Raw genomic sequence first — 25418 nt, forward strand, 5'->3', positions numbered from 1 at the left:
CGGCTCACGCCTCCAGGACGCGCAGCGGCCGGTTCGTGAGCCAGCAGCGCCCCCCGGCCGGTATCGCGCCGCCCGGGGGCCGGGGCTCCTTCAGGCCGCACCAGCCGTCGGGGCAGACGTACACCTCGCCGATGGCTTGCGGCACGGGCACGGGAATGCCGCCGTCGCCCTCCCCGCGGGTCGGGCCCGTCTCACCGGTCAGTACGTGCGGTGGGATGCCCAGGCGGGTGAGGACCTGCCGTACGGTTACCGTCCCCGCGCGGAGAGCCTCCACGGCGGCGTGGAGCTCGCCGCCCCGGCCGTCGGCCGCCATGACGTCCTCCAGCCAGGACATCGCCGCGCAGAATTCGGGGCGCAGCGCGCGTTCCTCTTCCATGTCGCTCGCTTCCTCCCTCTCACGGTCCGCTGTGGACGACGGACGCCCAGAACAGCGGGTCCTTGTAGTCGTCGTGGGCACGCAGTGCGGCGACCGCCCGGTGCAGGGCGTGTGCCGGGCCGGGTGTGTCTGGTGCGGCCAGGTTGCGGTAGACCTCGCGGGCCAGCAGTGGGCCCACGGCGTCCTTCACCGTCCACATGCTGCCGATCACGTGCCGGTAGCCGCACAGCTGGAAGGCGGAAGCTACGGAGACGACCTCGTCGGCAAGCTCCTCGCCGGGCGCGGCGCTGTGGCAGGCCGACAGATACGCGAACTCCGCGTCCGGCAGCCGCTCGGCGGCCAGTTCGCGCAGGGTCAGCTCACCGCCGTGCAGCAGGAGCCGGCTGCGGGAGGGGTCGGCCGGGTTCCGTACGCCGTGACAGGCGAGGTGGGCGTGGGTGTGCGCACGCAGGGCGGCGAGCACGGCTTGGGGCGTGGCCGCCGCGTCCCTCAACTCTTCTCGCGGGCCCGGCATTTCGCCGGCCGCCGCCAGCTCCTCGCCCAGGGCCGCCAGGTGCGGGTACGCCGGGCCGGCGGCGTCCACGGCAACGGTGACGAGCGAGGCCCGCCCGGGCCGGGGCGCCGGCCGGGAGCGGGCGTACAGCAGGGAGCCGAGGGACGGTACGTACGAGGAGACGACCCGGTCCTGGACGTACGTACCGCCCTTGTCGATCACAGCTCCGTGCAGCGGCAGCAGCGACAGCACGCCGGTCGGGCACCACCACAGCCGCGGCAGCGGCTCGCCGGGGCGCGGCGCCTGTGCGAGGCCGAGGCGCGCGAGGACAGGGCCGGCGATGTACTCGCCGAGCCAGCGCAGGGTCTCCTTCATGGCGCGGTCCTGCCAGTATCGCTCCGGGCCGGGGGTGGCCGGGTCGGCGAGGGCGGCGACGGCGGCTCGGAAGGTCTCGGAGCGGGTGGTGATGTCGGCTGCCGTGACTTCCAGTGACAGATAGTCGAGCGTGCCCTCGTCGCCCTTGCCGTCGGTGGCCGGGGCCAGCAGCAGGGCGAAGCAGCCCAGCGGGGACACATTGACCAAGGCGACCGGCCCGTGTGCCGCCGCTTCCCTCAACTTTTCCCAAGCCCAGGGCCGTTGGAAGTCACCCATGCGCGGCAGGGTGCGGATCTTCTCCACCAGCGCGTCGAAGTCGGAAGCAGCCTGCCGACGCTGCTCGGGGCTACGGTGCGGGGCGACCAGGTCGGCGCAGAGCTGCTCGAAGCGCTCGGCGAGCGGGCGGGACGCGCCCCTGAGCTCGTCCTGCCGGCCGCGCAGCTGCAGTGCCTGGGCCAGCAGGACGCCCCGGCCCTGTTCCAGGCGGACGAGTGCCTCCTGCGCCTCGCCCGCCATGAGCGAGACCGCCGCGGCCGTGGTGGCCAGCGGGGGCAGCTCGCGCAGGCGCGCCTCCTGCGACTCCCGGCCGAGGGCCCGCCCGGCCAGCTTAGGCAGGAGCTCGGCCAGCGCGACACCGAAGGCGGTGCGGGCGACACCCAGGGCGCCGAGTTCGACGGCTGCCATGCCCCACCGACGGGCGCAGATCAGCCGACTGCGGACGGCCTCGGTGGAAGCTCGCGCGGCGGCCGCGTACTGATCGATCGCGCCGACGAGTCCGGTGGCGTCGCCCGTCAGCCGGGCCCGTGCGAACAGGACGTCGCCCAGTCCCATCCGGGCCAGCAGCTCGTTGGGGCCAGTGTCCGAGGGGGTGCCAGCCAAAGGCCGCAGGAGTTTCTCGGCCGCATCGAGGCTCTTGATGTCCTCCGTGCGCACGCCCCGCTCCTTCAGGGCGACGGCCAGCTTGATCAGCATCACGGGGTGGTCGTGCTGGGACGGCGGCGTGGCGTGCGCCGCGAACGTCAGGTCCTCGATGGCCTGGTCGATGTCGGCGAGGTCACCGCCAACTCGGTACCGCATGGTGAGGACGGAGGCCCGGTCGGTGAGCCGCTGGGGGTGGGCGGGCGAGGCGTCGGTCGCCGGGTCGTCGCACGCGGCCCGTGCGGCCCGGGTGGCCGCCTCCAGATCGAGCGGTTGCTGCAATTGGACATACCGGGCGAGGTGGGCGACGCCCAGGAGGGAGAAATCGGAGGCACGTAACTCCGGATCGGGGATTCCCGCCGCCACAACGGCCTCCAGCTCGGCGATCGACGCGTCGATGTCGGCCAGCTCACCCGTCAGCTCGAAGCGGATCCGCAGCGCCTGACCCAGTTCGGCACGGCGTCGCGCGCGCTCCTGCTCCTCGGCCGCGGGCGCGTCGGCCATTGCCCGCAACAGGTCGACGGCCCTGTCCAGCCGCTCCGGTCCACCCTCCCGTATGTATGCGGTGATCTCGGCTTCGGGGCTGCCGTCGGGATGGGTGGCCGGCGGCTGCCAGGCCAGCGTCCGCCGGAGCTCGGCCAGCATGACCTCGCGGACGGGATCGCCGGCGGGGAGGGCGGCGATCGCCTCGCGCATCTGGCCGATGCCCTTTTCCCTCGTCCCGGGCGGGGCGTCCTCGCCGCAGGCCATGGATGCCAGGGCGGAGCCCAGGTTGAAGGCGATGGAGGGCTCGGAGGGTGTGCCCCGGGCCTCCTTGCGCGCCCAGGCGATGAGGACTGCGCTCGCGACGATGCCTTCCTCGCAACCGTCCTCCCTGCTGCTCGACAGCAGGGCGCTGCCGACGGCGTGCACGGTCTCGTACGCGGGGAACACGGTCGGCGTGTGCCGGTCGAACGCCTCGCGCATCGCCTCCGGCACGAGCCGGGGATCCACCGCGTACACGAGAGCGAAGAGGAACCAGCTGGCGTGGACGTTCCACTCGCGGCCGTAGGTGTCCTCGGGAAGGTTGCTGCACCGGGCCAGGTAGTAGTAGGCGGCCAGGCAGACCTTGTTGAACGCGTCGCTTCCAGTCGGGCCCACCGCTTCCGGCGTCAGCCGGTCGCGCACCTCGTGGAGCGCCATGGCGACGCTGTAGTGCGTCCCGCCAGCCAGCACGTCGTCACGCGACGCAGGTGCCCACGGCAAGGCCCCTTCGGCACCCTCGGCATCCGTCATTGCCGCTCCCGATTCCCCACCGCGCTCGCTGCCGCGGAGACGGCCACGGTAGTGAGCGGGTGGGGCGGCAGGAGAGGCAATCGCCAAAAGAAGGCGACTAACGAGCTCGTGCGTGGTAGGCGGTGAGGCGTCGCGAACTTCGGCGTGGCCTGTCGGACGTGCATTCGCGGCCGAAGTAGTCGCTGGACGGCGGCCGTCTGGGCAGTTCGCTGGTGAGGCGGTGCCAGGCGTAAAGGGCGCAGCCGAGAGCCTGGCCGCAGTCAGGGTGGTGGTGTGCTGCTTGTCCCGGGTGTCGGTGCTGGTCGTGAGCGGCAGTATGTGGCGTAGATCGTCTGCCAGCGGTCGAGGTTGGTCGGCGACGGCAGCGCAGGTCCGCTGCCGCACTGGCTGACCGCATCGCGGCCGCCTGGGGGAAGTTCACGGCCCAGAGGAACGCCGTGCGCCGGCAGTTGCGTGATTTGTATTGTGCGACTGCTCATCAATGTAGTACTTCTTATACATGAGTGAGCAGGTGCACAACAGGCTGGCGGTGGTGAGGGCTGAGCGCAAGGTGTCACGGCAGGCCCTCGCCGAGACGGTGGGGGTCCACTACCAAACCATCGGCTACATCGAGCGGGCGCAGTACAACCCCAGTCTCGACCTGGCACTGAAGATTGCCAGGTTCTTCGAACTACCGGTGGAGGCCCTGTTCTCCCTCGAGCCGTTCCGGCCGCTCACCGACGAGGTCTATGGGAGGAAGCAGTGACGACCGCGACGAAGTACGACCGGCGGATATACGCCATCATGAACGACCGGGCGGCGGCCCCGATGTACGCAACGGCCACGCGCAGGCGGGCCGTCATCGGCGCCCATCTACTGCTCACCGTAGCCGGCTTCACCGCATGGGCCACCACGATCTTCAGCGATGCGCGCTGGCCGCTGTTCGCCATGCTGGCCGTGCTGCCGCTTTGGACGGTGGCCACCGGCGTCATCAACGGAGCCACCCGCGGGCTGCTCGAGCTACGCACCCGGATGCTGGACGAGCGTCAGCTCGCCGAGCGGGACCGCGTCCATGCCGGCGCCCACCGGATCACCGGGGCGCTCCTGCTCCTGGGGGCAGTCGGCGTGGGCGCGGCCGGATGGTTCGGGGATGTGCGGGTCGAAGGCCTGGCCGCACCGGTGCTGTTCGCCGCCCTCACCGTGCACTTGCTGATGCCGCTCTGGGTGGCTGGCCTGCGGATCCAGGACGACCCCGCCGAGGACTGAGCCGCCTCACGGGTGGTGGCCGCGCGACTGACGGATGATGGCTGCCCGCGTACCGCTGGACCGCAGTGAGGATGTTGGCCTCGGAGACGAGCTTCGTTTTGCCTTCGAGCGGGGACCATCCCCCGCGTGTGGGGAGTGTCCCGCGCAGCCGGTGCCGTTTCCAAGCGGGGTGGCAGCGGTTCTGGCCACGTGTCCGTCAGCGGCAGATTGGTCAGGTTCCGCAGCTGCTGGACGGATGCCTGCAGGAGGCATGCTGCTCCAGCTCGCTTGGGCGGCCGACCGCGGTCGGAGCGCCGCACGTGATGATCAGCGGCGCGCTCCCGCTTCTGCGATGAAGCGCCGGGCGGCCATCGGAACCGCCTACCGCTCGTATGCCCAGCTCCGGCCGGTCTGCCGGTACTCCTGAACGGGGATGGGCTCGACGCCGGGTCGCATGCGGCTCACGTACAGACGCCCCTCGAGATGGTCGACCTCGTGGGCGATGAGCCGGGCAAGCCCCCTTTCGTACACCGTGATGACGGTGGCGCCGTCGAGTGTCGTCGTCTCGACCGTGATGCGTAGGGGGCGGGGGACCATGCCGCGGACGTCGAAGAACGACAGGCACCCTTCGTACTGCTCGTCTATGTCGTCGGAGACGTCGGTGATGCGGGGGTTGAGCAGTACGACGGCACCGGCACCTTGCTCGGCGGGCTGGACGACGGCGGCCGCGCGGCCGATGCCGATCTGCGAGGCGGCGATGCCCATGCCCTTGGCGAAGGTGTGGACGCGCGAAATGCGCTCCATGGAGGCGAACAGCGCGTCCACGGCCTGCTCGGCGGCTTCCCGTTCGGCGGGCAGATCGAAGCGGCGCGTCACCTCGGCAAGGATGGGGGCACCCTGCTGGACGACGCCGAGGTTGCGCATCTGCTCGCTGGGCTGCACCACGGTCACTTGAACTCCCCTTGATTCACGTCCTGTTCGGGCCGGGCCCGGAACCGCCATTCGAGACGATAGCGAGCGTGCAGGGCCGGGCGGGCGGTCGATCAGGTGAAGAGACGCATCGCGTTCTCCTCGCGCCGTGCGGGCGCGCTGGGCAGTGGTGACGCCTCGGCGGTCATCGAGGTCTCGGTTCCCCACACCACCGGATCGAGCGCGGAGGGGAAAGCGAGCGTGACCTCCAGGTGCTCGGTGGGCAGCCGTACGGCGCGCTGGAACCAGCGTCCCCACTTGGTGTCGCTGACGGTGTAGGCGTACTCGATCCACACCGCATCGCCGGGGTAGAGCGGGAAACGCCCCTGGTCGTTGTCGAACAGCAGTCACACCTCCTTGAACGCGTCCCGGTCATGCTTGGCCTCCCAGCACATCGTCTCCCCGCGACAGGTCGCGGTGAGGGCAAGCTCGTCCCAGGTCAGCGGGTATTGCCGGTAGTGGGCGTTGGAGCGTTCCGGATCGCCCGGGTAGCGGTCGACCGAGATGCGGATCAGGTAGCGGGTGATCGGGGCGGTGCCGGTGTTGCGCAGCAGGCGGCGCATGGTGAGCCGGTAGGCGCGGCCGTCGTAGTCGAGCCGGGCGGCGTCGTGCTCGACCACGATCGCCGACCCAGTGGCGTAGGGCTGCTCGGGCCTTGGTGACGCGGGCACGGCGGCCACCGTGGTGGTCTGGCGGGCGCGGCCGACTCGTGCTTCCCGGCTGGGTTGCGCTCCAACCTGTACGGCACGGCCGCCCGGATCGACCTGCGGCGCGGCCGGCTCGCCCAGATCCAGCCCGGCGCCTACCGCCAACATCTCCACGCCGCCATCGGCCAGGCCCGACGCACGGTCACCCGACGGATCCGTGGTCAGCACCTCGCCATCCTGCTGGACGCAGCCCGCGAGGACCTCGGCGCCTCTGGCAGAGCAGCCGTCGAACGGCTGTATGCGGTGCTCCAGGAGATCCGCGCCCTCTTCGTGACCAGGGCGGACACCGTCTACTGTAACTCCCGCCTCTGAGGTCGCCTGGTGACACCATCGCCGGATCTACAGCTGCACCTGGCTCGGCGTGGCGCACTGGCTTTGCCCCCACGCAATCGCATCCCGCAGGTGCCGTGCGGTCTGCGGACCGAACCGTTCATGCAGCCGCTCCGACAACTCAGCCGGCCCCGCGTCCTTGGTCGCGAGCCAGCCTCCGAGGGACGCCATCAGCCACGCTTCGAACAGTGGCCGCACGTACGGCTCCATGCAGTTGGTGAGCACGAACTCGCGGAACCGATCGTCCCATTCCGAGCGTGGATAGGCAGCGAGCGCAGCCACAACGCCGACCCGGAATTCCGCCCTGTGTTCCTCCGGCATCTCCGGACCGCGGCACAGCAGCCAGTTCGCATAGTCCGTCGGGTCGGCCATCAACTCGTCGAAGTCAGTCACACCGAGTCCAACGAAGATCGCTCTGAGGGCGTAACGCCCTACCGGGCACGGGCTCTCGGGCCAGTGGGCAGCCTGGAGCGGCATGCACCGAGCTGGGGCCGCCGTGTTGCCGCCCTATTCGGCCTACCGCGTGCCGGGCGGTACGTGTTGTTCGGGCGGGGCGTATTCCGACGGTTGCCATGGGGGTGTCGGCGTGCCATCCGGGTCCAAGCCGTGCGGCCACAGTGTTTCGAGTATGTCGTCGGTACAGCCGTGGTCGACGGCCTGCTGGAGGAGGCGCCCCGCCCCTTCGCGGTCGCCGGCCTCCTCCCGCCTCATGACCAGGCGGTAGGGAGCTTCCGTATCCCCATGGTCGGCGGCTTCCAGGGCGAGGTTCTCCGCACCTTCCCGATCCCCGGCCTCTTCCCGCCTCACGGCCAGGTTATACAGGCCGTTGGCGTTGCCTTGGACAGCGGCCTTCTGAGCCAGAGCCTCAGCGCCTTCCCTATCCCCGGCCGACTCCCGCAGCATCACCAAGTGGAGCAGAGCTGAGACGTTGCCGTCGTCGGCGAGCTGCCGAAGGAGGCGTTCCGCCCGTTCTTGCTGCCCAGCCTCGTTCCGTGCCAAGACCAGGAGAAATAGGGCACCGGTGCTGCCGTGGCCAACGGCTTCCAGGGCCAGAGTATCGGCGCCCTCCCGGTCCCCGGCACTCATTCGCATGAAGGCCAGCCGTTGCAGGGCGCTGATGCTGCCGCCGTCGGCGGCCTGCCGCAGGAGACGTTCCGCCTCTTCCTTGTCCCCAACCTCCTCTCGCATCTCGGCGGCGGAAGCCAATCGCTTCAACCGCGACTACGGCCTTCTCTATCCGCCTGCGGCCAGCGACGTCGCGGGTCCGTGGCGAGACTTCAGCACCGAGGTCGTGCCGACGTCGCTGTAGCCTGTGGCCGCGGGCGGGGCCGGTCCCCCTCGCCGCGGGAGGCCTTGGCCTTCTGCACGGACTCGGTCAGGGCCGCCATCAGGTCGAGGACCTTGCCCGGTTTGTCGGGCTCCGGTGCCTCCGGGAGGGGCTTGTCCTCACGCTTCGATTCAATGATCTTCGCCATGGCCTCGGTGTACGTGTCCTTGAAGTCGTCGCCTTCCAGGGTCCGTCTTCGAAGATCATCGGATGGTGGATCATGGCGGGGTGATACGTCGTCATGAACTCACCGATCAGGAGTGGGAGTTGCTCGCTCCGCTGATACCGCGGGCCGCGACGGGCCGGCCGCGGGTGGAGGACCGGCAGGTCGTCAACGGGATGGTCTACAAGATCCGGACCGGGATCTCCTGGCGTGACCTGCCGGAACGCTACGGCCCCTGGCAGACGGTCTACACCCGCTTCCGCCGTCCTCTGGGCAAGATCCGTTTGAAGACGGACCCTGGTTGGCCAGCCCCCTGGTGGGGGTCAGTGGCTGCGGGGCGCGCTCAGCGGGCTCCCCGACGGGAGGTGGAGCTGGTGACCAAGGTGACGGTGTCCCCGCCCGGCGAGGGCCTGGACGAGGAGCCGCGGCACGGTATCGGCGCCCGGGGGGTGTCCGAGGCCCTCCAGGACGCGCTCGGGCCAGGGGGACGACAAGCTGGGCGCGGCGGCGCTGGAAAGCCCGACGGGTCCGTGGTATCCGCCTCTTCCCCCGGTGCCGCCGTTTCCGCCGGCGCCTCCGGCCCCGGCCGAGCCCACGGCCGTGCTCTCGCCTGACCCTCCGGCGCCTCCGTCCCCGCCCACGTATCCGCTGCCGTCGGATCCCGGGTCGCCGCTGGCCGCATTGCCTCCCGCGCCGCCTTGATAGAACGCCAGGTCCCGGCCGACACACATTGCGCCGGTCGAGGCGCCGCCGGTCCCGCCGCTCGATACGAAGCCGACGATTCCGCCACCACCGAGAGCGGGTCCAGCCGCTCGCGCCCGAGCTGCTCGCGGTTGCGGCCCATCTGCCAGCGCACATAGTCCGGGGTGAGGCTGTGCCCGACCATGGCCTGGTCCTCGGTGAGGACACCGGCGTTCAGCGCGTCGGCGCCGGTGGCCGCGGTGAAGTAGCCGGCCTTCGTCGCGATCCGCAGGGACGGGTGGGCGGCCAGGGCCGGGGCCAGCAGGGTCTGCGCCTGGCCCGTGGCGTAGTTGAGGGCGGTGCCGATTAACCGCACGCCGCCCTTGAGGTCCTTGGTGCGCACGTGTTCTGGCGGTCAGGGGCCTTCGGGCGGGACTTCGTGTGAGGGCCCCTGAGCGCGTGGGTTCAGTGGGGGGCGGGGCTGAGGATGAGGTGGAGCCGCTGGGCTAGGCCGTTGATAGTGCCGGCTGCCATCAGTTCCATCAGGGGTAGCTCGCAGGCGAAGGTCTGCTCCATGAGGACTTTCAGCTCGGCCCCCATGAGGGAGTCCAGGCCGAGGTCGGTGAGGTTGGCGCTGGGGTTGATGCGGTCGGGGCTGGTCTGTAGGACGTGGGCTGCCACCTCGGTCAGGGTGGAGATGATCAGATTCAGTCGGGCCTCGTCGTTGTCCGCCGCCTTCAGCTGCTGGCGCAGGTCTTGAGCGCGGACGCGGCTGGAGCGGTCGCTGCTGCCGGTCATCTGCGCGGTGAAGCGGGGGGCGGTCACTGCGGGTAGGAGGTGGGTGAGGCGCTCCCAGTCCATTACGCCGATGACGGTCTGGCAGGTGGTGCGGTGCAGGTGGCGGTCGAGCGCGTCGAGGGCGGTGGCGGGGGTGATGAGGCCGATGCCGGAGCGGGCGATGGTGTCGGCGAGCCGGTGGCGCATGACGTAGCCGGTCTCGGAGATGCCGCCCCATGCCAGAGCCATTCCGGGGTGGCCGTGGTCGCGGCGGGCGCGCATCAGTGCTTCCAGATGGAGGTTGGCGGCCGCGTAGGGGGCTTGGTACATGTTGCCGATCAGCGCGGCGACGGAGGAGTAGACGATGAAGAAGTCCGTCTGCCCGTCGCGGGTGAGCCGATCGAGGATTTCCGCGCCGCGCATTTTGGGTTCAAGGACTGCGGTGAACCGTTCGGCGTCGAGGTCCTGTAGGGGGGCGTCGTCCAGGTGCATCGCGGCGTGGACGACGCCGCGCACCGGGTGCCCCTGACGGTCGGCCTTCTCCAGGAGCTCTTCCACGGCTGCGGCGTTGGTGATGTCCAGGGCGTGGGCGTGGGCGTCGACGCCGAGGCGGTGCAGATCCGCGAGGAGGCTGGCTGCTTCGGGGGCGGTCGCGCCGCGGCGTGAGACGAGCGCGAGGTGGCGGGCGCCGCGGGCGGCGAGGTGGCGGGCGGTGGCGGCGCCCAGCCCGCTGAGCCCTCCGGTGATCAGGTAGGTGGCCTGGGCGTCGAGGACGGGCGGGTTGTCGGGTTCTTCGACGGCGACGGGCATGCTGGGGTTGAACGTAATGACGACCTTGCCGAGGTGGCGGGAGTGCCGCAGGGCGGTGACGGCGTCGGTGATGCGGGGGGCGGGGTAGCTCTGGTGGAACAGCGGTCGGTAGGTGCCGTCCTTGACGCGCGAGGTGACGGTGCGGAAGGCGTCTGCTGCCTGTTCGGGGGTGTCGGCGATCAGGCGGGTGATGTCGACGCCGAAGTAGGCGAGGTTGTTGCGGAAGGGGCGCAGCAGCAGGGGCGCGTTGGCGTAGATGTCGCGCTTGCCGAGTTCGATGAACCTCCCGCCGGGCGTGAGGCAGTCCAGGCTGCGGGCGATGGCTTCGCCGGCCAGGGAATTGAGGACGACGTCGACGCCGCGGCCGCCGGTTGCTTCTCGTACCTGTGCGGCGAAGGACAGGTCGCGGGAGTTGAGTACGTGAGTGGCTCCGAGGGTGCGCAGCAGGTCGCGTTTGGCGGGGCTGCCTGCGGTGGCGATCACGCGGGCGCCGACGTGCCGGGCGTAGTTCAGGGCGGCCAGGCCGATGCCGCCGGCGCCGCCGTGGACCAGGAGGGTGTCGCCCTCTTGGAGGTGGGCGAGGGTCTCGAGGCTGTGCTGGACGGTGAGGTAGACGGCGGGCAGGGTGGCGGCCTGCTCGTAGGTCATGCCGGGGGGGATGTGTCCGGCCTGTTCGGTACGGACTCGGACGTGGGAGGCGAGGGTGCCATGGCCGAAGGCGAAGACACGGTCGCCTACCGCCAGGGTGGTGACGCCGGGGCCGATGGCGGTGATGGTGCCGGCGCATTCCAGGCCGAGGCGGGGGCCGGTTTCGGTGGCCGGTTCGGCACCGGGCGGCAGCATGCCCTCGGCGAGCATGACGTCGCGGTAGTTCAGCGCCGCGGCCCGCACCTGGACCAGGACCTCGCCGCGTCCGGGCCGTCCGGGGTCGTCGGCGATCCAGGCGAGCTGGTGTGCGCGGCCGGGGCGGCGCAGTTCGATGCGGTAGCCCTCGCCGTCGGAGGCTGGGTGGGTGGGCGGGTTGAGGGGGTGCAGGCGCGGGGTGAAGCGTCCGTGACGGTTCAGGGCGATTTCGTCCTCGGTGCTGGGATGCAGCACTTCGGCGGCGATGCGGGCGGCATCGGAGGCGGTGTCGGATGAGGTGTGCAGGCTGAGGCGGCGCACGGTCAGGGTGGGGTGTTCGTTCGCCATGACCCGCCCGATGCCCCACAGTGCGGCCGCGTGCGGGTCGGCGGGCCCTTCTGGGGTGCCGTGCAGGCCGGTGGGGGCGGTGACCAGCCACAGGTGCGGTTCGCTGTGCCCGGAGGCAGTGGCGGCGGAGGCCGCGGTTTTCAGCAGGCCCGCCATGCGGGTCACTGTCTGTGCGGCCGAGCGGCCGGTGTCGGTGGTGGTGGACAGGACGACGATGCGGCTGGCGGCTGCCGCGTCCAGGGACAGGGACCAGGTGTCCACGTCGGGCTCCACGAGGAGCAGGTCGGCTGCGGGGAGCGTACGGGTGAGGGCGGCGGCCAGGTCCCGGTCACCGGTGGGGGCGATGACCAGCCAGGAACTGGTGCTGTCCGCGGTGCCGGTCGCGGCCGGCTGGGCGTGACCGGCCGGGCGGGTTTCGGGGCTGTTGGGGTGGGCGGGTGAGCGGCGGGCGAGAAGGACGGAGTAGTCGCCAGCCGCTTCTTCGTCGGTGCTGCCGGTGATGGTGATCTGGTCGAAGCCGCACCCGGCGAGCAGCGGCGCCCACTTCTCGCGGGGCAGCAGGGGGCTGGAGCGCAGGTGAGTGTCGGTGTTGGACCAGTATTCGGGCAGCAGTCCGAAGCAGGGGCCGAGGATGTCCTCGTCGTGGCTCTCCACCGCCAGCAGCTGCCCGCCGTCGGCGAGGAGGCCGGACAGGCGGGTGAGGGTGGCGTTCAGGTCGGCGGTGGCGTGCAGGACGTTCGCGGCGACGACCAGGTCGAAGCTGCCCGGGGCGAAGCCCTGGTCTGTGGGGTCCTGGTTGAGGTCGAGGCTTCGGTAGTCGAGGTTGTCGTGCCGGATGAAGCGGGCTTGGGCGCGCGGGAAGAACGCGGCCGTGAGGTCGGTGTAGGTGTAGCGGGTGAGCTGGTGCGGCAGGGCGGGCAGCAGGGCCGCGGTCAAACTGCCGGTTCCGGCCCCTACTTCCAGAATGCGCAGTGGCCGGTGGGTCGGCCAGTCCTGCAGGGCGTGCTGGAGCAGGATGCGGGCGAACTGGGTATGGATACGCAGTTGGGGGGTGTCGGAGTAGAACGCTTCGACCAGGTGGCGGTCGGCTTCGCCGAAGAGCAGTTGGCGGGGGTCGGTGCGGCCGGTGAGAATGTCGGCCAGGTGCGCGCCGCAGCGGTTGAAGACGGCGATCGCGGTGATCCAGTTCGGGTGTTGCTGGGCGAACTGCCGCATGTGGGTGAAGGGGTCGGCGGGAGAGCCGGTGAACTGCCAGCGCGGACCGTCTGCCTGGGAGGTGTCGGGGTGCAGGAGCCCCGCCTTGGCGGCGAGGTCTGCCATCAACGCCACGTAGGGGGCGTAATGGGGGCGCAGGCCGGCGTGCAGCAGTTCGTCCAGGCCGAAGTCGGTGGCGTCGGGCAGGAGGCGGCGGAAGGCGGCGGCGCCCCAGTGCGCGGCGGCGTTCTTCGCCCGAGGGGCGAAGTGCCGGTAGTCGTCGGCCAGTTCTGCTTCGATCGCTGCCCGGGCTGCGGCTGTGGCCGTGACAGTGCTGGCGGGGCTGGGGAGCGGCACGGCGCCGTCGGTTTCCGTAAGGGTGGCAACCTGTGGTGCGGCGCGCAGGGTGGGGGTGAGTTCCTGCAGGGGGCGGCTGGGGGCGACAGCGTGCAGGCGGCAGCCGGTCATGGTTGCGGCCGTGGTGCCGTCCTGGTTGAGCACGGTGACGTCGACGACGGCGTCGGCACCCACCACGTGCTGCAGGGACACGAGGATCTCACCCTGGGCGGTCGGTTGCTGCCACACGCGCAGGCTCTCCACTGCCGTGGGGAGGAACATGCCCCCTGCGGCGGCCTGGGCCAGCAGCGGGGCGGCTGCCTGCAGAGCTCCGTCCATGATCACGGGGTGGGCCTGGAAGTCCTGCCAGTGGCGAGCGGCGGCCTCGGGGAGCTGGTAGCGGGCGCGGACGGACGTCGGGTTGACGCTGAGGTCGGTCAGGACCTGGAAGGCCGGACCGTATTCCAGGCCGGCCCGGGCTGTGTGGGTGTAGTGCACCGCGGCGTCGATGCGGAGCGCACCGTCCGGGTCGAGGCCTGGGTTGTTGCCGGTGGGGCGGGCGGCTGCGGGGCTGTGCGTCTGGGGGGCCGGGTGGATCAGGCGGCGCACGCAGGCCCGGGCGTGCAGGGTCCACTCGCCGGCGGCGTCGGTGCGGGAGGCGATCAGGACGATGCCGTCCTCGGCCGACACTGACGTCTGCAGGACCAGGAGCGAGGGGTTGTCGCTGCGGGGCAGCGCCAGGGGACGGACGATGTCCAGGCCGCTCACTTCGCACGGTGCGGCCAGAGCCTGGCGGCCTGCGGCCAGGGCCATCTCCAGGTACGCGGTGGCGGGCATCACCATGGTTCCGTCCACCTGGTGGTCGGCCAGCCATGGCAGCCTGGCCGTGCTGAGCTGCTGGTGCCAGGCCGGTTCGGCCACCGCCGCCCGCCGGCCCAGCAGCGGATGGATGAGGGTTTTGTCCTGGGGGATGTGCGCCCACCAGTCGGGCGAGCCGTTCCACTGCCGCTCCCGCTCCCAGGGGTAGGCGGGCAGGGACACCACCCGGCCCGGGTGGGGGAGGCAGCGGTTGCCGGGACGGACGCCGACGGCGATGAGAGAGGCTGCGGCGCGCCGCACGGAGAGCGGCCCGTCGCTGTCACGGCGCAGGGTGGCGTGAGCCGACAGGGTTGGCAGGAGGCGGCGCAGGTAGGTGGAGAGCACCGGGTGGGGGCCGACTTCGAGGAACTGGGTGCAGCCGTTATCGGTGAGCGCGGTGACGGCGTCGGCGAAGGCGACCGGTTCGCGCACGTTGCGCCACCAGTACTCGGCATCCAGCTGTTCGCCGCCCATGACGCTCCCGGTGACCGTGGACGCCAGGGGCAACCTGCCCGGGCGGGGGCGCAGGGAGCGCAACGGGTGGAGGATCTGCTGCTGGACGGAGTCCATGTGCCGGGAGTGGAAGGCGTAGTCGAGGTCCAGTTCGCGGAAGAACACCCCGCGCAGCTCCATCTGACGGCCCAGCTCTGACAGTGCGGCCGCGTCGCCGGCGATGGTGACGTCGCGGGTAGTGTTGGTGCCGGCCAGCTCCAGGAGCCCGCCGAATGCGGCCAGCTCCTTCTGGGCCTCTTTGGCCCCCAGCCCGACCGCGGCCATCCGGCCGCTGCCGGCCGTGGCGCCCTGTGCGCGGCTGCGGACGGCCACCACGTGGCAGGCCTGGGCCAGATCAAGGCAGCCGGCCGCATACCCGGCCGCGATCTCCCCCACGCTGTGCCCGACGACAGCATCGGGTTCCACGCCGTGTTGGCGCAGAAGGGCCACGAGGCCGACCTGCACGGCGAACAGCAGCGGCTGGGCCACCTCAGTGCGTTCCAGGCCGGTGGATCCCTCCTGAAGCGCTCGGGTCACCGACCAGCCCAGAGCAGGGTGAAGTTCGGCGTCCACGGCGCTCACTGCTGCGGCGAAGAGCGGCTCGTGGCGCAGGAGATCGGCGCCCATGCCGGCCCACTGCGAGCCGTTCCCGCTGAACACGAACGCCAGGCCTCCGGGGCGCTCTGGAACGGTGACCTTTACGCCGGGGCCGTCGACCAGTCCTTCGGCCAGGGCCAGCAGAGCGTCGGCTGCCTCCTGTGGGTCGGCGGCCAGCACAGCCGCGGCATGCTCGTGACGACCCCGGCGCACGGTGGAGGTGTAGGCGACATCGTAGAAGTCGTCATCGGCGGTGAACTGCAGGTGCTGAGCCATACGTTCGGCGCTCGCGGTGAGCGCCTGAGGGGTTCGGGCGGAGACCACGACCGGCAACCGGCCAGCGTAGGAATCGCTGTGGGGCTCACAGGTGCGGTCCCGGGAACCCCGGGAGACGTCACCGCGGTTGCGGGGGGCACCGACAGGTTCGGGGTCGGCCAACACCAGGTGGGCGTTGGCGCCGCCGAACCCGAAGGAGTTCACCCCCGCCAACGCCACCCCGGGGTGCTCGAGGGGCTCCAGGCAGGTGACGGGCCGCACGTTAAGCTCGTCGAAGTCGATTTGCTGGCTGAGGTCCTCCGCGTGCAGGGTCGCCGGCACCTGCCGGTGGCGCAGCACCAGCATTGCCTTGAACAGCCCGCCCATGCCGGAGGCGGCCTCCATGTGGCCCAGGTTGCTCTTGATCGACCCGATCGGCAGCGCGCCCCGGTTGCGCCCCCGGCCCAGCGCACGGCCGATGGCCTGTGCCTCCAGCGGATCCCCGGCCTGTGTGCCTGTGCCATGGGCCTCCAGATAGGCGACGTCGTCGGGAACAAGCCCAGCCCTCTCGTAGACGTCGCGTAGCAGGGCCTGCTGGGCGGTACTGCTCGGCAGGGCGAGGCCAGGGGTGCGGCCGTCGTTGTTCGCGCCGCTGGCTACGATCACCCCGTGGATGCGGTCGCCGTCCCCGCGTGCGTCGGCCAGACGCTTGAGCAGGACCAGTCCGCCGCCCTCGGCCCGTACGAAACCGTCGGCTTGGGCCGAGAACGGCCGGCACCGTCCGGTGGGCGAGAGCATCGACGCACTGGAGAACCCGGCGAACAGCTGCGGGCTGAGGAGCACATTGACACCTCCGGCCACCACCGCGCGCGACCGGCCCGCCCGCAGGTGCTCGCACGCCTGGTGCAGGGCCGTCAGCGCCGAGGAGCAGGCGGTGTCGACCGCAACGCTCTGGCCGTGCCAGTCGAAGTAGTGCGAGAGCCGGTTGGCGACGATCGCCCCGGCCATCCCCGACATGGTGTAGGGGTTACTTGTGTCCGCCCCGGCGGCCTGCAGCTCGCCGTAGTCGCGGCTGGAGCAGCCGACGAACACGGCTGTGTCCGACCCCTCCAGGCCGGCCGCGTCCACGCCGGCGTCATCGAGCATCTCCACCGCCATCTCCAGCAGCAACCGCTGCTGCGGGTCCATCCGCGACGCCTCCCGCGCAGAGATACCGGTGAAGAAGGACCCGTCGAAGCCCGCCACATCGTCCAGGAAGCCACCGGCTGCGGTGTAGGAGTGGCCTGGCCGGCGCCGGTCGGGGTCGACGAAGTCAGCGGCAGCGAACCGGTCGGCGGGCACCTCGGTGACCATGTCGCGCCCGGCTGTGAGAACCGCCCACAGATCGTCCAGATCGTTGATGCCGCCGGGCAGACGGCAGGCAGTGCCGACCACGGCGATCGCGTCATCGGGCAGCAGGGACTCACGGAAGGACATAGAGAGCGCTCCGGGCATGTGTGATCAGGCGGACAGGGAGGAGATGAGCGGGTGCGAGCGAAAGAGCCCTACCTAGGGCTCTTCGAGAGCAGGGGGCGGCACCCTGCGCTCGACTCAGGGCTGGCAGCCTGGGAATTCTCGGGCGCGCAAGGGGCTGCCCAGGCACCGGCGTCGCAGGAGGTGGTGGCCAAAGTTGCGTCCTGGAAGCCCAGCGCACGCCGCAGGTACGGGACATCGACGGGAACGGGCTCGGGCAGTCCCGGGGTGGCGGCCAGAGCGTGGGTGCGGTCGTAGGTACGCCGGTGCCAGCAGTAGGCGAAGAACCCGGTCAGGTGCTCAGCGATGAAGGACTCCGCTGGCGTCGGATCGAGCAGGTCGTCGACGCACTCCACGCGCAGGAGTGGATGTTGCGCCTCGATGACGCCGATGATGTCTCTGATCGGCGTGGGCTTCCCATGCACGACGTGGAAGGTACGCGCGCCTGGACCCTCTAGGAGGGCGTCCTGGCCGATGCGGAGCATGGCCTGGGTGGCGTACTGGTCAGGGACGATGTTGAACGTCGCCTCCGGTGACACTCGCAGCCGCAGCTGGAGGGAATGCGTCCGTTGCGCCGGAGCGGGGATGCCCGTTGCGCCATCGCGCGCCACCACGTCGATCATCTGCCCAAACACCGCCACCGGATGACCCGCCGCAACCCCCGGGGCTAAGGCGTCGCTGGCGACGATGCTGGGCCGCAGCACCACGACCGGCCGTCGCATGCGCTGCGCCCAGCCCCGCACCAGCTGTTCGGCCTCATACTTCGAGGCGTCGTAATGCGTCTCGAAGCCGTAGGCGTCACTCAGGTCATCCTCCAGCACGATGCCGTCGCGCCGGCCGCCGGCGACGGCCATCGTGCTGACGTGCACCACCCGGCAGTGCGGAGAGGTCAGCTCCGCGAACTGCAGCACATTCGCCGTGCCGTGCGTATTCACCCGGAACAGCCGCTCCCGCTCCCCCGCCAGCGCGATGTCACCCGCGCAGTGCCACACCGCGGTGACCTCGCCGGCCAGACGGGTGTGCTCCGCCGCCGACATGCCCAGCCACTTCCGGGTCACATCACCGCTCACACACAGCAGCCGGCGGCGTTCCTGCGGCGAGAGGTCGCCGTGCGCGCCGACTGTCTCCCTCACGCGCCGATACGCGGAAGCCAGACTCCCCCGCACCAGACACACCACCCGCTCCCCCCGTTCCACGAGAAGCGCGTACGCAAGACGAGAACCCACAAACCCTGATGCACCAGTGATCAGAACAGTCACGCCGCCACAATGACCCACCTGTCCCACAAAACCAAAACGCAGCGTAATCAGTCGAACACGTATGGGTGAATGCTTTTCCCGATGAGCCGCCGAAGGTCTGTCCGCAGACGCGCACCACGCACGTACGAGACGTCCACGCGAACGCCGCGGCGGCGCTCGGGGCCTACATCGTCTTCGAGTCGCCAGCGCTTGGTTGTCCTCCGGTTTCGGTCATGACGGGACGATGTGCGGGCGCCGTTCGCCGACGCAAGGCCGGTGCCCACCAATTCGCCTGGCCCGCCAACTGCATCACTGCTGGGACGAGCAAGCCTCGCACGATGCTGGCGTCGAGGAGGACGATCGCGGCGATCGTCGCACCCAAGACGACCAGGAGACTGATCTGAGCCAGCATCAGTGCACCCATACTCACGGCGACCACCAGGGCAGCGGCGGTGAACAACCGGCCGGTGTGCTCGATACCGAACACGATGGAGCCGGTGTTCTGCCGTGTACGTCGCCACTCCTCTGCCATGCGCGAGACGAGGAAGACTTCGTAGTCCACGCAGAGACCGAATGCCAGGGCGGCTGCCAGCAACGGCATAGTGATCTCCAGCGTGCTCTCGCCTCCGCCGGCCGGGGGCCCCAGGACATGCATCCGCTGGAACAGCAGCACCATCAGCCCCACCGCCGCCCCGATGCTGAGGCCGCCCAGGACCGCGGCTTTCACCGCGACCAGCAGGCTTCGGGTGAAGATCAAGAGCATGACGAACACACCGCTGAGCATCAGCGCCGACCACCAGCCGAGGGCTCCCGTCACAGCCTGCCTCGTGTCGGCGAGATGCACGGCGGCACCGGCGACCTGCGCCGGTCCTGGTGGGGCGGTGGCACGCACCGCCTCGACCAGAGCAGCGGTGCGCGGCGACTGGGCGGGGTCCTCCGCGAACACCACGACCAGTGTCGCGCGCCGCCCGCCCCCGCCCGTGTCGATGTGCCGTGTAGCGGTGAGCCGCCCATCGGCATAGTCACCAGCCTCCGTGCTCACCCGAGCCGCGCCGGGCAACGCCGCCAGGTGCCGGGCGTAGGAGTCCAGCTGGGTCGCCTCGGTCACTGGGTTCGTCCGTGGCAGCACCACCGTCAACTGCCGGTCGGGCGAGTGGGCGAAGTCCATGCGGATGGCTTCCGCAGCGGTCCGGGCTTCGGCGTGAGGAGGCAGGATGGACTCATCCATCAGGGCGGGCCGCAGTCCGATAACGGGCAGCACCAGCCCCAGCAGCACACCGGACCCGGCCAGCGCCCACAGCAAGGGCCGCCTGGTCACTGCGACCGCGACGTGCCGCCAGAAGGGACTGCCGGACAGATGGGTGGCACGGGGGCGCCAGGGCAGACGGAAGGACAGTTTTGTGCCGTCGAGTCGGCCGCTCAGGGCTGCCACCAGGGCGGGAACCAGGAGCAGTGTGCCCATCGTGCAGAACCCCACGACGACGAGCGAGGCGATCGCCAGCGAGCGGATCAACCCCAGTGGGAAGACGAGGAGCGACGCCATGCACCATGCCATCGTCAGGGCACAGAAGGTCACGGCACGACCGGTGGTGGACATCGACTGCCCGATGGCTGCCTCCGAGTCCAGACCCCGGGCACGTTCCTCCCGGTACCGGGAGAGGGTGAACAGCGCGTAGTCGACGGCCAGGCCGAAGCCGAGAGCGCAGCTGAGGTTGACGGCGAAGACCGAGACCGGCATCAGGCGGGTCACCACCGCCAGCAGAGCCAGCGCCCCCGATGCCGCGATCAGACCAATCCCCAGAGGTACGAGCGTCGCGCTCAGCGAACCGAAAGCCAGCGCCAGGACAAGGAATGCTGCCGGCAGGGTGAACAGTTCCGAATGCAACAGATCGCGCTCCGCCTGGTCGGTAGCGGACACGTTGATCCAGGCGGGACCACTCACCGACAGTTCGAGTCCGGGAGCGGCGGCCCGCAGGACCGGTACCAGGGTTCGCGCGGTTCGGGCAGTCTCGGACTCGCCCCCCTTGAGATCGATACGCAGCAGCGCGCCCCGGCCGTCTGTGGAACGGAGTGGATCCGCCCCGGTGTTCCAGTACGACAATGCGGACGCGACCCCCGGAGACCGGGCGGCCAGCTCAGTCAGCAGGCGGCCCTGCTCCGCCACCTCGCGTGAGTCGACGGGCCGGCCGGAGCGGGCGTATAGGACCAGATCCGGCGTGCCCGCCCCGAAACGCTTAGTAGCCCCCTCGGCTCGTTGCGCGGCCGTGCCGTCGGCGATGACGCCGCCATTGGACCACTGGGTGTCCATGCTCGCCACGAGGGCGCAGAGCACGAACAGGCAGGCCGCCGAGCCGAGTACCAGTCGGCAGTGCCGGAACGACCACCGTGCGACTGCGTCGAGCGCATCCGTTCCCTTCTCGGTTCTTTTGTCGGCCATTGACTGAACCACTCCTCTTGCAGGCCAGGGGGTTGTCGGCACACGGTCGACGGCTCCGACCCTTTCCAACGCCTGACCGACGTAAGGGATACGGCCCTTGAGTACGGTGCCCGGTCCCACTCCACCGGCGAGAAGCAGCGGCCGGCTGTTCAAGGTCACGACGAGGTCGGCTCACGTGATTGTGCGGAGCGGCGTCGATTGGCCTGGACGGGTGCTGGAGGCGCGATGGTGATGACGTGGGTCGCTCCCGGCACCGAGTGAGGACGGTGGGTGGCCATAAGTACCGGCCGCGTGGCGGCCAAGCGGCTCAGGATCTGGAACACGTGCTGTTCGCCGGCGATGTCCACCTGCGAGGTCGGCTCGTCCAGCACGAGAAGATCGGCGTCGGTGAGCAGGGCGCGTGCCAGCGACAGCCGTTGGCACTGCCCACCGGACAGCGCACGGCCGCCGCCCAGCACAGTGCCGAGTCCTTCCGGGAGTCGTTCGACGGTCTCGGCCAGCCCGACCGCGTCGAGCGTGCTCCACAGCACGTCATCGTCTGTATGCGGGCCGCATCCGATGTGCAGGTTGTCCCTGATGGTGCCCTCGCACACAGGGGCATTCTGCTCGACGTAGGTGACGTGACGGCGTAGCTGTGAGAGTCGCCATGAGCCGACCTCCTGCCCTAGGACGTGGATCTTCCCGTGCTCGGTGTGCAGTAGGCGGGTGATCAATTCGAGCGCTGTGGATTTGCCCGCACCCGACGGGCCGACGAGGAGCGTCAAACCGGTGGCCGGGACGGTGAAGGACAGGTTCCTGAGTACCGGAGCGGAGTCGGGATGGGCGAAGGTGACGTCGTGGAAGGTCACCGCCCCGCCGGTCGGGGCGGGAGGCCGGCGCGCGGGTCCGGGTGGAGACGGCGCGTCTGCCTCGACTGGGGAGGCGAGCAAGGCCGCAAGCCGGAGGCGGGCGGCCTGCCCGGTACGCAACTGCCCCGCGCCCAGTGCGATGACGGTCACGGGAGAGGTGAGGCAGAGCAGGAGGAAGAAGAACGTGCTGGATGCCTCCAGGGAGAGGGTTCCGGTGCCGACTCGGTGCGCAGCGGTCACCGTGACCAGCGTCAGCGCCAGATGCTGGGCCAGCCCGACGAGTGGGCCCACGACCGCCTGCAACCGAGTGGCCGAGGTCGACATGGCGCCGTAGTCCGCTGCGGCGCGCTCCAGGGTTGCCGCGGACGCGGTCTCGTAACCGTAGGTTTTGATGGTCACCAGCGTCTGCAGACAATTGAGGAGGCGCTGGTTCAGACGGCCCAGCGCTTGGAACTGGGCGGCTGCCACGCGCCGGGTGCGGACCAGCACACCAGCCAGTGGTCCGCCGACCAGGGTGAACGAGCCGACGGTCACGAGAGCGAGCTGCGGGTCCAGGCGCGTCATGGCCGTGAGGATGGCGAGGACCCCGAACGCCGCCGCTGGAAGGTGGACCAGACCGGACTCCATTGCCGCACGCACCTGTGCCGTGTCGTAAATGACCTGTGCGCTGAGGGCGCCTGCCCCCCTCGTGCGGACGTTGTGGAGCGGCAGGCGCAGCATGTGGTGGGTGAGCCGCCCGCGCAGGTCCAGTACGACGCGTTCCCCGGCCCGGGCCAGCAGTCGGCCGCAGCCGGTCTGGGCGGCGTACGCGGCCAGTGTCAGCGCGGTTAGTGCGGCAACGGGGCCGACGACCGGTTCACTGCGGACGAGCGCAGCCCCCGTGCCGCTGAGCGCCCAGGGCAGGGCCAGGAAGATCCCGGTCGAGCACCAGGCGAGCGCGGCGGCGAGGGCCAGCGAGGCGCGGCTGCCTCGCGCGAGGCCTACCGGGCTCAGGATCCGCGTGGCTTCGCGCAGGCTGCTCGGCGTGCTACGAGCACTCATCGACGGAACCGGCCGGCGCTTCCCCGCCCCGGTCGGTCTCGGGCGAACCGGTAGGCGATCGTCACGGGCGGTGCCCTCCTCCTCGGCTACAGCGGCTGGTCGACGTGTTCGGGCGTGTACCTGACGGACTGCGCGTAGGCGTCCAGCATTGGAGCGGTGGCTCGGGAGGACCGGGTTTCTCAGGGATCGTGCCCGAAGGGAAGAAGAAGATCACCGGAAGTCTTCAGCAGCCGACCGACGCGTTCCGACGCCGTTCACTCGGACGGCTCAATACGCCACCTGTTCGGGTGAGCGCCGCGACCCGCGCGGTTTGCGCACATGCGTGGGGTCTTACGACTGAGACGTCGCGGCGGCCGCCAACTGCGGTGCGGGTTCCCTGGCCAGGTGGTCAGCAGTGATTCTCAGTCCCTGCTCCAGTGTGGTGGAAGGCGCCCAGCCGAGGATGTCGAAGGCGAGTCCGATGTCGGGGCACCGGACTTGGGGGTCGTCGACCATCCTGGGCAGCGAGACGATCGAGGATCGGGACCCGGTCACCTCCCGGATCATCTCGGCGATGCGCCGCACGCTCAGTTCCCGTGGGTTCCCGATGTTCACCGGACCGTGGTGGGGGGAGCGGAGCAGGCGGACCAATCCCTCCACGGTGTCCTCCACGTAGCACAGGGACCGGGTCTGACGGCCGTCTCCGTGGACGGTGATGGGTTCACCTTCCATGGCCTGCCGAATGAACGTGGAGACGATCCGGCCGTCGTCGGCCCTCATGCCCGGACCGTAGGTGTTGAAGATGCGTGCGATTTTCGTGTCCACGCCATGGGTGTGAAGGTAGGCGGTGGTGAGGGCTTCCGCGAAGCGCTTGGCCTCGTCGTACACACTGCGTGGCCCGATCGGGTTCACGTGTCCCCAGTAGTGTTCCGGCTGCGGGTGGATCTGCGGGTCGCCGTACACCTCGCTCGTCGAGGCCAGGAGGTAACACGCCTGTTTCTTCCGAGCGAGTTCGAGCGAATGACGCGTGCCGGCCGATCCCGCAAGAAGCGTTTCCACGGGATGGGCGAGGTACGCCTGCGGGGAGGCGGGGGACGCCAGATGGCACACCGCTTCGACATCGCCGTGAAGGTCGATGGGTTCGACCACGTCCCCATGGATCAACCGGAAATCGCGGCTTGCAGTCAGGTCCTCGACGTTGCTCAGTCTGCCGGTGCTCATGTTGTCCACGCACACGACCCCGTGCCCGTCGGCGAGGAGGCGGCGGCACAGGTGGGAGCCGAGGAAGCCCGCCCCGCCGGCCACGACGACGGTTCCGGAATTGTTCACTGGTTCGTCCTCGTCAGCTGGTCAGCGAGACCGGGCTCGGGGCCCGGTCGAGGGAGCGTTCCACGATGTCGCAGGCCGACTCGATACCGGACTCGGCTCGCAGGCGGTGACCGAGCTGTTCGGCCCGGCGGCGCATGTCCTGGTCGTTCACAGCGTGGTTGATGGCTTCCGCCAGGTTCTGGGCGGTCAGGTCAGGAGCCGGGACCGGGCGAGGTCCCACGCTCAGGGTGTGGACGAGGGACCCCCAGAACGGCTGGTCGAAGAAGTGGGGGCATGTGACTGTGGGAATCCCTGCGGTCAGGCCGGCGCCGACGGTGCTGGCTCCTCCGTGGTGAACGACCGCGGCCATCCGGGGAAAGAGCCAGGCGTGCGGAACGCCGGGGACAACGTGGACGAGGTCGTCGGAGGGTGTCACGTCGGGGTTCCCGAGCAGGACACCCCGCACACCCGCCGCGCGAAGGGCACTACGCACCAGCTGGTGGCGACGCCGGAGGTCGTCGGTGATCATGCTGCCGAATCCGACGTAGACGACTGGTGGGCCCTGGACTTCAAGGAACGCCGCCAGGTCCTGAGGAGGCTCCCAGCCAGAAGGCGTGTCGAACAACCAGTACCCCGTGACGTGTTCGCTCTGCGGCCAGTCAGGGGGCGCCGGCAGCACCGAAGGGCTATAGCAGTACAGCGTGGGCCGCAGTTGCCGGCGCCATTGACCGAACGGACCTCGCAAGGGCCACGGGGGGAGGTGCAGGGTTTCCGTACGCCACGCGTTGACGCGTTTGCGGAACACCTGCCAGATCGCCTGCTCGGCGAGCCTGGCACCCCACACATTCCCCACCGGTCCCAGGGAACGGCCGAGGCCGCTCGGAGAGAAGAAGCGGGTGGGGCGGACCGGCACGAACGAGGCCATGAAAGAGCTGGCACCCCAACACTCCGCGAGGCTTTCCGCAGGCACCGCAAAGGGTGAGTAGATGACGCAGTCACTCGGTCGCGCGACCGTGGAGATTTCCTGGAACAGCTGGTCCGCAGCGGGCCCGCCGATGTGCCGCATCCAGCGAGCGAACGCCACGGGGTTGTCCCCGCATTCCAGCAGTCGCTGCCCGTCAGGCGTGACGAGCAGCGACTCGGGGTCCGGTTGCACAGCGCTGTATTCGACTCCGGTGCCGAGGACCGTATCCGCATAACGGGCGGCTCCGATCATCTGCACGTCGAAACCTCGGCCTTTCAGGGCCACACCTAGCGCCGCAAGCGGCTGAATGTCTCCGCGAAGCCCTACCGAAACGATGGTAATTTTTTTCGACATCAATTCGCTTTCTCTGAACCGGCAGACTCTGCCCGGACAACACGGCCCGTTTCAGGCTACGGCCTGGCCCGCGACCTTCGAGCACCGCTCGCGGCCCCAACGGATAGGGCGGGAGGAAAAGCGAAGGTCGAATTCACTGGACCGAGTGAAAGCACGACAGCTGCGGCTACGACGCGGCGAAGAAGATGACGGCAGAAAGCGGCACCTGGTCGTGGAGACCAAGGGCCTGCCGCTGTTCGTCAAGGCCCCCGGGCGAGCATCACCGACCGCGATGCGGCGACGGAAGTGCCGTTCAGGCTGCGGCCGATGCACCCGGAGACCACCATCGCCTGGGCGGACTCCGCCTACGGCGGACAGCTGTTGAGCTGAGGGAAGAAGTACCTGAACCT

General features: G+C 70.0%; 18 protein-coding genes. 4 read left to right on the forward strand and 14 right to left on the reverse strand.

Going from position 1 to position 25418, the window contains the following annotated elements; translation table 11 throughout:
• Nucleotides 1-4 precede the first annotated feature (4 nt).
• Complete coding sequence (locus OHS82_RS01310) at nt 5-376, reverse strand: hypothetical protein (protein ID WP_057575151.1); 372 nt, start codon at nt 374-376, stop codon at nt 5-7.
• Nucleotides 377-395: 19 nt separating this feature from the next.
• Entirely contained in the window at nt 396-3344 is a 2949-nt protein-coding gene (locus tag OHS82_RS01315) for a CHAT domain-containing protein (RefSeq protein ID WP_328433041.1), read from the reverse strand.
• A 592-nt stretch (nt 3345-3936) separates the two neighbouring features.
• On the opposite strand from OHS82_RS01315, the gene OHS82_RS01320 reads away from it, so the two are divergent.
• A complete protein-coding gene (locus tag OHS82_RS01320; protein ID WP_057575148.1) occupies nt 3937-4182 on the forward strand; it encodes a helix-turn-helix transcriptional regulator in 246 nt (81 codons plus the stop codon).
• Entirely contained in the window at nt 4179-4682 is a 504-nt protein-coding gene (locus OHS82_RS01325) for a hypothetical protein (protein ID WP_328433042.1), read from the forward strand. The genes OHS82_RS01320 and OHS82_RS01325 overlap by 4 nt, the downstream gene beginning before the upstream one ends.
• 360 nt (nt 4683-5042) lie before the next feature.
• On the opposite strand, the gene OHS82_RS01330 is transcribed toward OHS82_RS01325, so the two are convergent.
• From OHS82_RS01330 to OHS82_RS01340, 3 genes are all read right to left on the reverse strand, one after another.
• The gene (locus OHS82_RS01330) at nt 5043-5612 is read right to left on the reverse strand and encodes a peptide deformylase (RefSeq protein ID WP_328433043.1); all 570 of its coding nucleotides are present in this window, start codon (nt 5610-5612) and stop codon (nt 5043-5045) included.
• Nucleotides 5613-5704: 92 nt separating this feature from the next.
• Nucleotides 5705-5926, reverse strand: coding sequence for a hypothetical protein (locus OHS82_RS01335; RefSeq protein ID WP_199863685.1), 222 nt, complete (start codon nt 5924-5926; stop codon nt 5705-5707).
• Between the two features lie 51 nt (nt 5927-5977).
• Nucleotides 5978-6301, reverse strand: a complete 324-nt coding sequence (locus OHS82_RS01340; RefSeq protein WP_199863684.1) for a hypothetical protein — start codon at nt 6299-6301, stop codon at nt 5978-5980.
• 54 nt (nt 6302-6355) lie between these two features.
• Here OHS82_RS01340 and OHS82_RS01345 point away from each other — a divergent pair, with 54 nt between their 5' ends.
• Nucleotides 6356-6649: a hypothetical protein gene (locus OHS82_RS01345; RefSeq protein ID WP_057575145.1), complete on the forward strand. Its 294-nt coding sequence runs from the start codon at nt 6356-6358 to the stop codon at nt 6647-6649.
• A 27-nt stretch (nt 6650-6676) separates the two neighbouring features.
• Here OHS82_RS01345 and OHS82_RS01350 read toward each other — a convergent pair whose 3' ends face one another.
• The 3 genes from OHS82_RS01350 to OHS82_RS01360 form a co-directional block, all read right to left on the reverse strand.
• A complete protein-coding gene (locus tag OHS82_RS01350) occupies nt 6677-7060 on the reverse strand; it encodes a hypothetical protein (protein WP_057575143.1) in 384 nt (127 codons plus the stop codon).
• Nucleotides 7061-7183: 123 nt separating this feature from the next.
• Entirely contained in the window at nt 7184-7855 is a 672-nt protein-coding gene (locus OHS82_RS01355; protein ID WP_328433044.1) for a tetratricopeptide repeat protein, read from the reverse strand.
• 89 nt (nt 7856-7944) lie between these two features.
• Nucleotides 7945-8142, reverse strand: a complete 198-nt coding sequence (locus OHS82_RS01360; protein ID WP_328433045.1) for a hypothetical protein — start codon at nt 8140-8142, stop codon at nt 7945-7947.
• 80 nt (nt 8143-8222) lie between these two features.
• On the opposite strand from OHS82_RS01360, the gene OHS82_RS01365 reads away from it, so the two are divergent.
• On the forward strand, nt 8223-8771 hold the full coding sequence (locus OHS82_RS01365; RefSeq protein ID WP_328433046.1) for a transposase: 549 nt from the start codon (nt 8223-8225) through the stop codon (nt 8769-8771).
• Between the two features lie 532 nt (nt 8772-9303).
• Here the strand turns inward: OHS82_RS01365 and OHS82_RS01370 are convergent.
• The 6 genes from OHS82_RS01370 to OHS82_RS01395 form a co-directional block, all read right to left on the reverse strand.
• A complete protein-coding gene (locus OHS82_RS01370; RefSeq protein ID WP_328433047.1) occupies nt 9304-16824 on the reverse strand; it encodes an SDR family NAD(P)-dependent oxidoreductase in 7521 nt (2506 codons plus the stop codon).
• A gap of 68 nt (nt 16825-16892) precedes the next feature.
• Complete coding sequence (locus OHS82_RS01375) at nt 16893-18119, reverse strand: SDR family oxidoreductase (RefSeq protein WP_328433048.1); 1227 nt, start codon at nt 18117-18119, stop codon at nt 16893-16895.
• Nucleotides 18120-18282: 163 nt separating this feature from the next.
• Nucleotides 18283-20535, reverse strand: coding sequence for an MMPL family transporter (locus OHS82_RS01380; RefSeq protein WP_328433049.1), 2253 nt, complete (start codon nt 20533-20535; stop codon nt 18283-18285).
• A 155-nt stretch (nt 20536-20690) separates the two neighbouring features.
• On the reverse strand, nt 20691-22424 hold the full coding sequence (locus OHS82_RS01385) for an ABC transporter ATP-binding protein (RefSeq protein ID WP_328433050.1): 1734 nt from the start codon (nt 22422-22424) through the stop codon (nt 20691-20693).
• Between the two features lie 330 nt (nt 22425-22754).
• Nucleotides 22755-23732 carry a UDP-glucuronic acid decarboxylase family protein gene (locus OHS82_RS01390; RefSeq protein WP_328433051.1) on the reverse strand — a complete coding sequence of 326 codons (978 nt, stop codon included), beginning with the start codon at nt 23730-23732 and terminating at the stop codon, nt 22755-22757.
• A gap of 13 nt (nt 23733-23745) precedes the next feature.
• Complete coding sequence (locus tag OHS82_RS01395) at nt 23746-25029, reverse strand: glycosyltransferase (RefSeq protein ID WP_328433052.1); 1284 nt, start codon at nt 25027-25029, stop codon at nt 23746-23748.
• Between the last annotated feature and the right edge of the window lie 389 nt (nt 25030-25418).

Origin of the sequence: Streptomyces sp. NBC_00425, assembly GCF_036030735.1 — a bacterium.
In the GTDB taxonomy this organism is placed as follows: Bacteria; Actinomycetota; Actinomycetes; order Streptomycetales; family Streptomycetaceae; genus Streptomyces.

What these genes read in the sequence shown, in the direction of transcription:
- OHS82_RS01310 (WP_057575151.1), bottom strand. Translation starts at nt 376, where the DNA reads ATGGAAGAGGAACGCGCGCTGCGCCCCGAATTCTGCGCGGCGATGTCC.
- OHS82_RS01315 (WP_328433041.1), bottom strand. Translation starts at nt 3,344, where the DNA reads ATGGCGCTCCACGAGGTGCGCGACCGGCTGACGCCGGAAGCGGTGGGC.
- OHS82_RS01320 (WP_057575148.1), top strand. Translation starts at nt 3,937, where the DNA reads ATGAGTGAGCAGGTGCACAACAGGCTGGCGGTGGTGAGGGCTGAGCGC.
- OHS82_RS01355 (WP_328433044.1), bottom strand. Translation starts at nt 7,855, where the DNA reads ATGCGAGAGGAGGTTGGGGACAAGGAAGAGGCGGAACGTCTCCTGCGG.
- OHS82_RS01360 (WP_328433045.1), bottom strand. Translation starts at nt 8,142, where the DNA reads ATGGCGAAGATCATTGAATCGAAGCGTGAGGACAAGCCCCTCCCGGAG.
- OHS82_RS01370 (WP_328433047.1), bottom strand. Translation starts at nt 16,824, where the DNA reads ATGTCCTTCCGTGAGTCCCTGCTGCCCGATGACGCGATCGCCGTGGTC.
- OHS82_RS01380 (WP_328433049.1), bottom strand. Translation starts at nt 20,535, where the DNA reads ATGGCCGACAAAAGAACCGAGAAGGGAACGGATGCGCTCGACGCAGTC.
- OHS82_RS01385 (WP_328433050.1), bottom strand. Translation starts at nt 22,424, where the DNA reads ATGAGTGCTCGTAGCACGCCGAGCAGCCTGCGCGAAGCCACGCGGATC.
- OHS82_RS01395 (WP_328433052.1), bottom strand. Translation starts at nt 25,029, where the DNA reads ATGTCGAAAAAAATTACCATCGTTTCGGTAGGGCTTCGCGGAGACATT.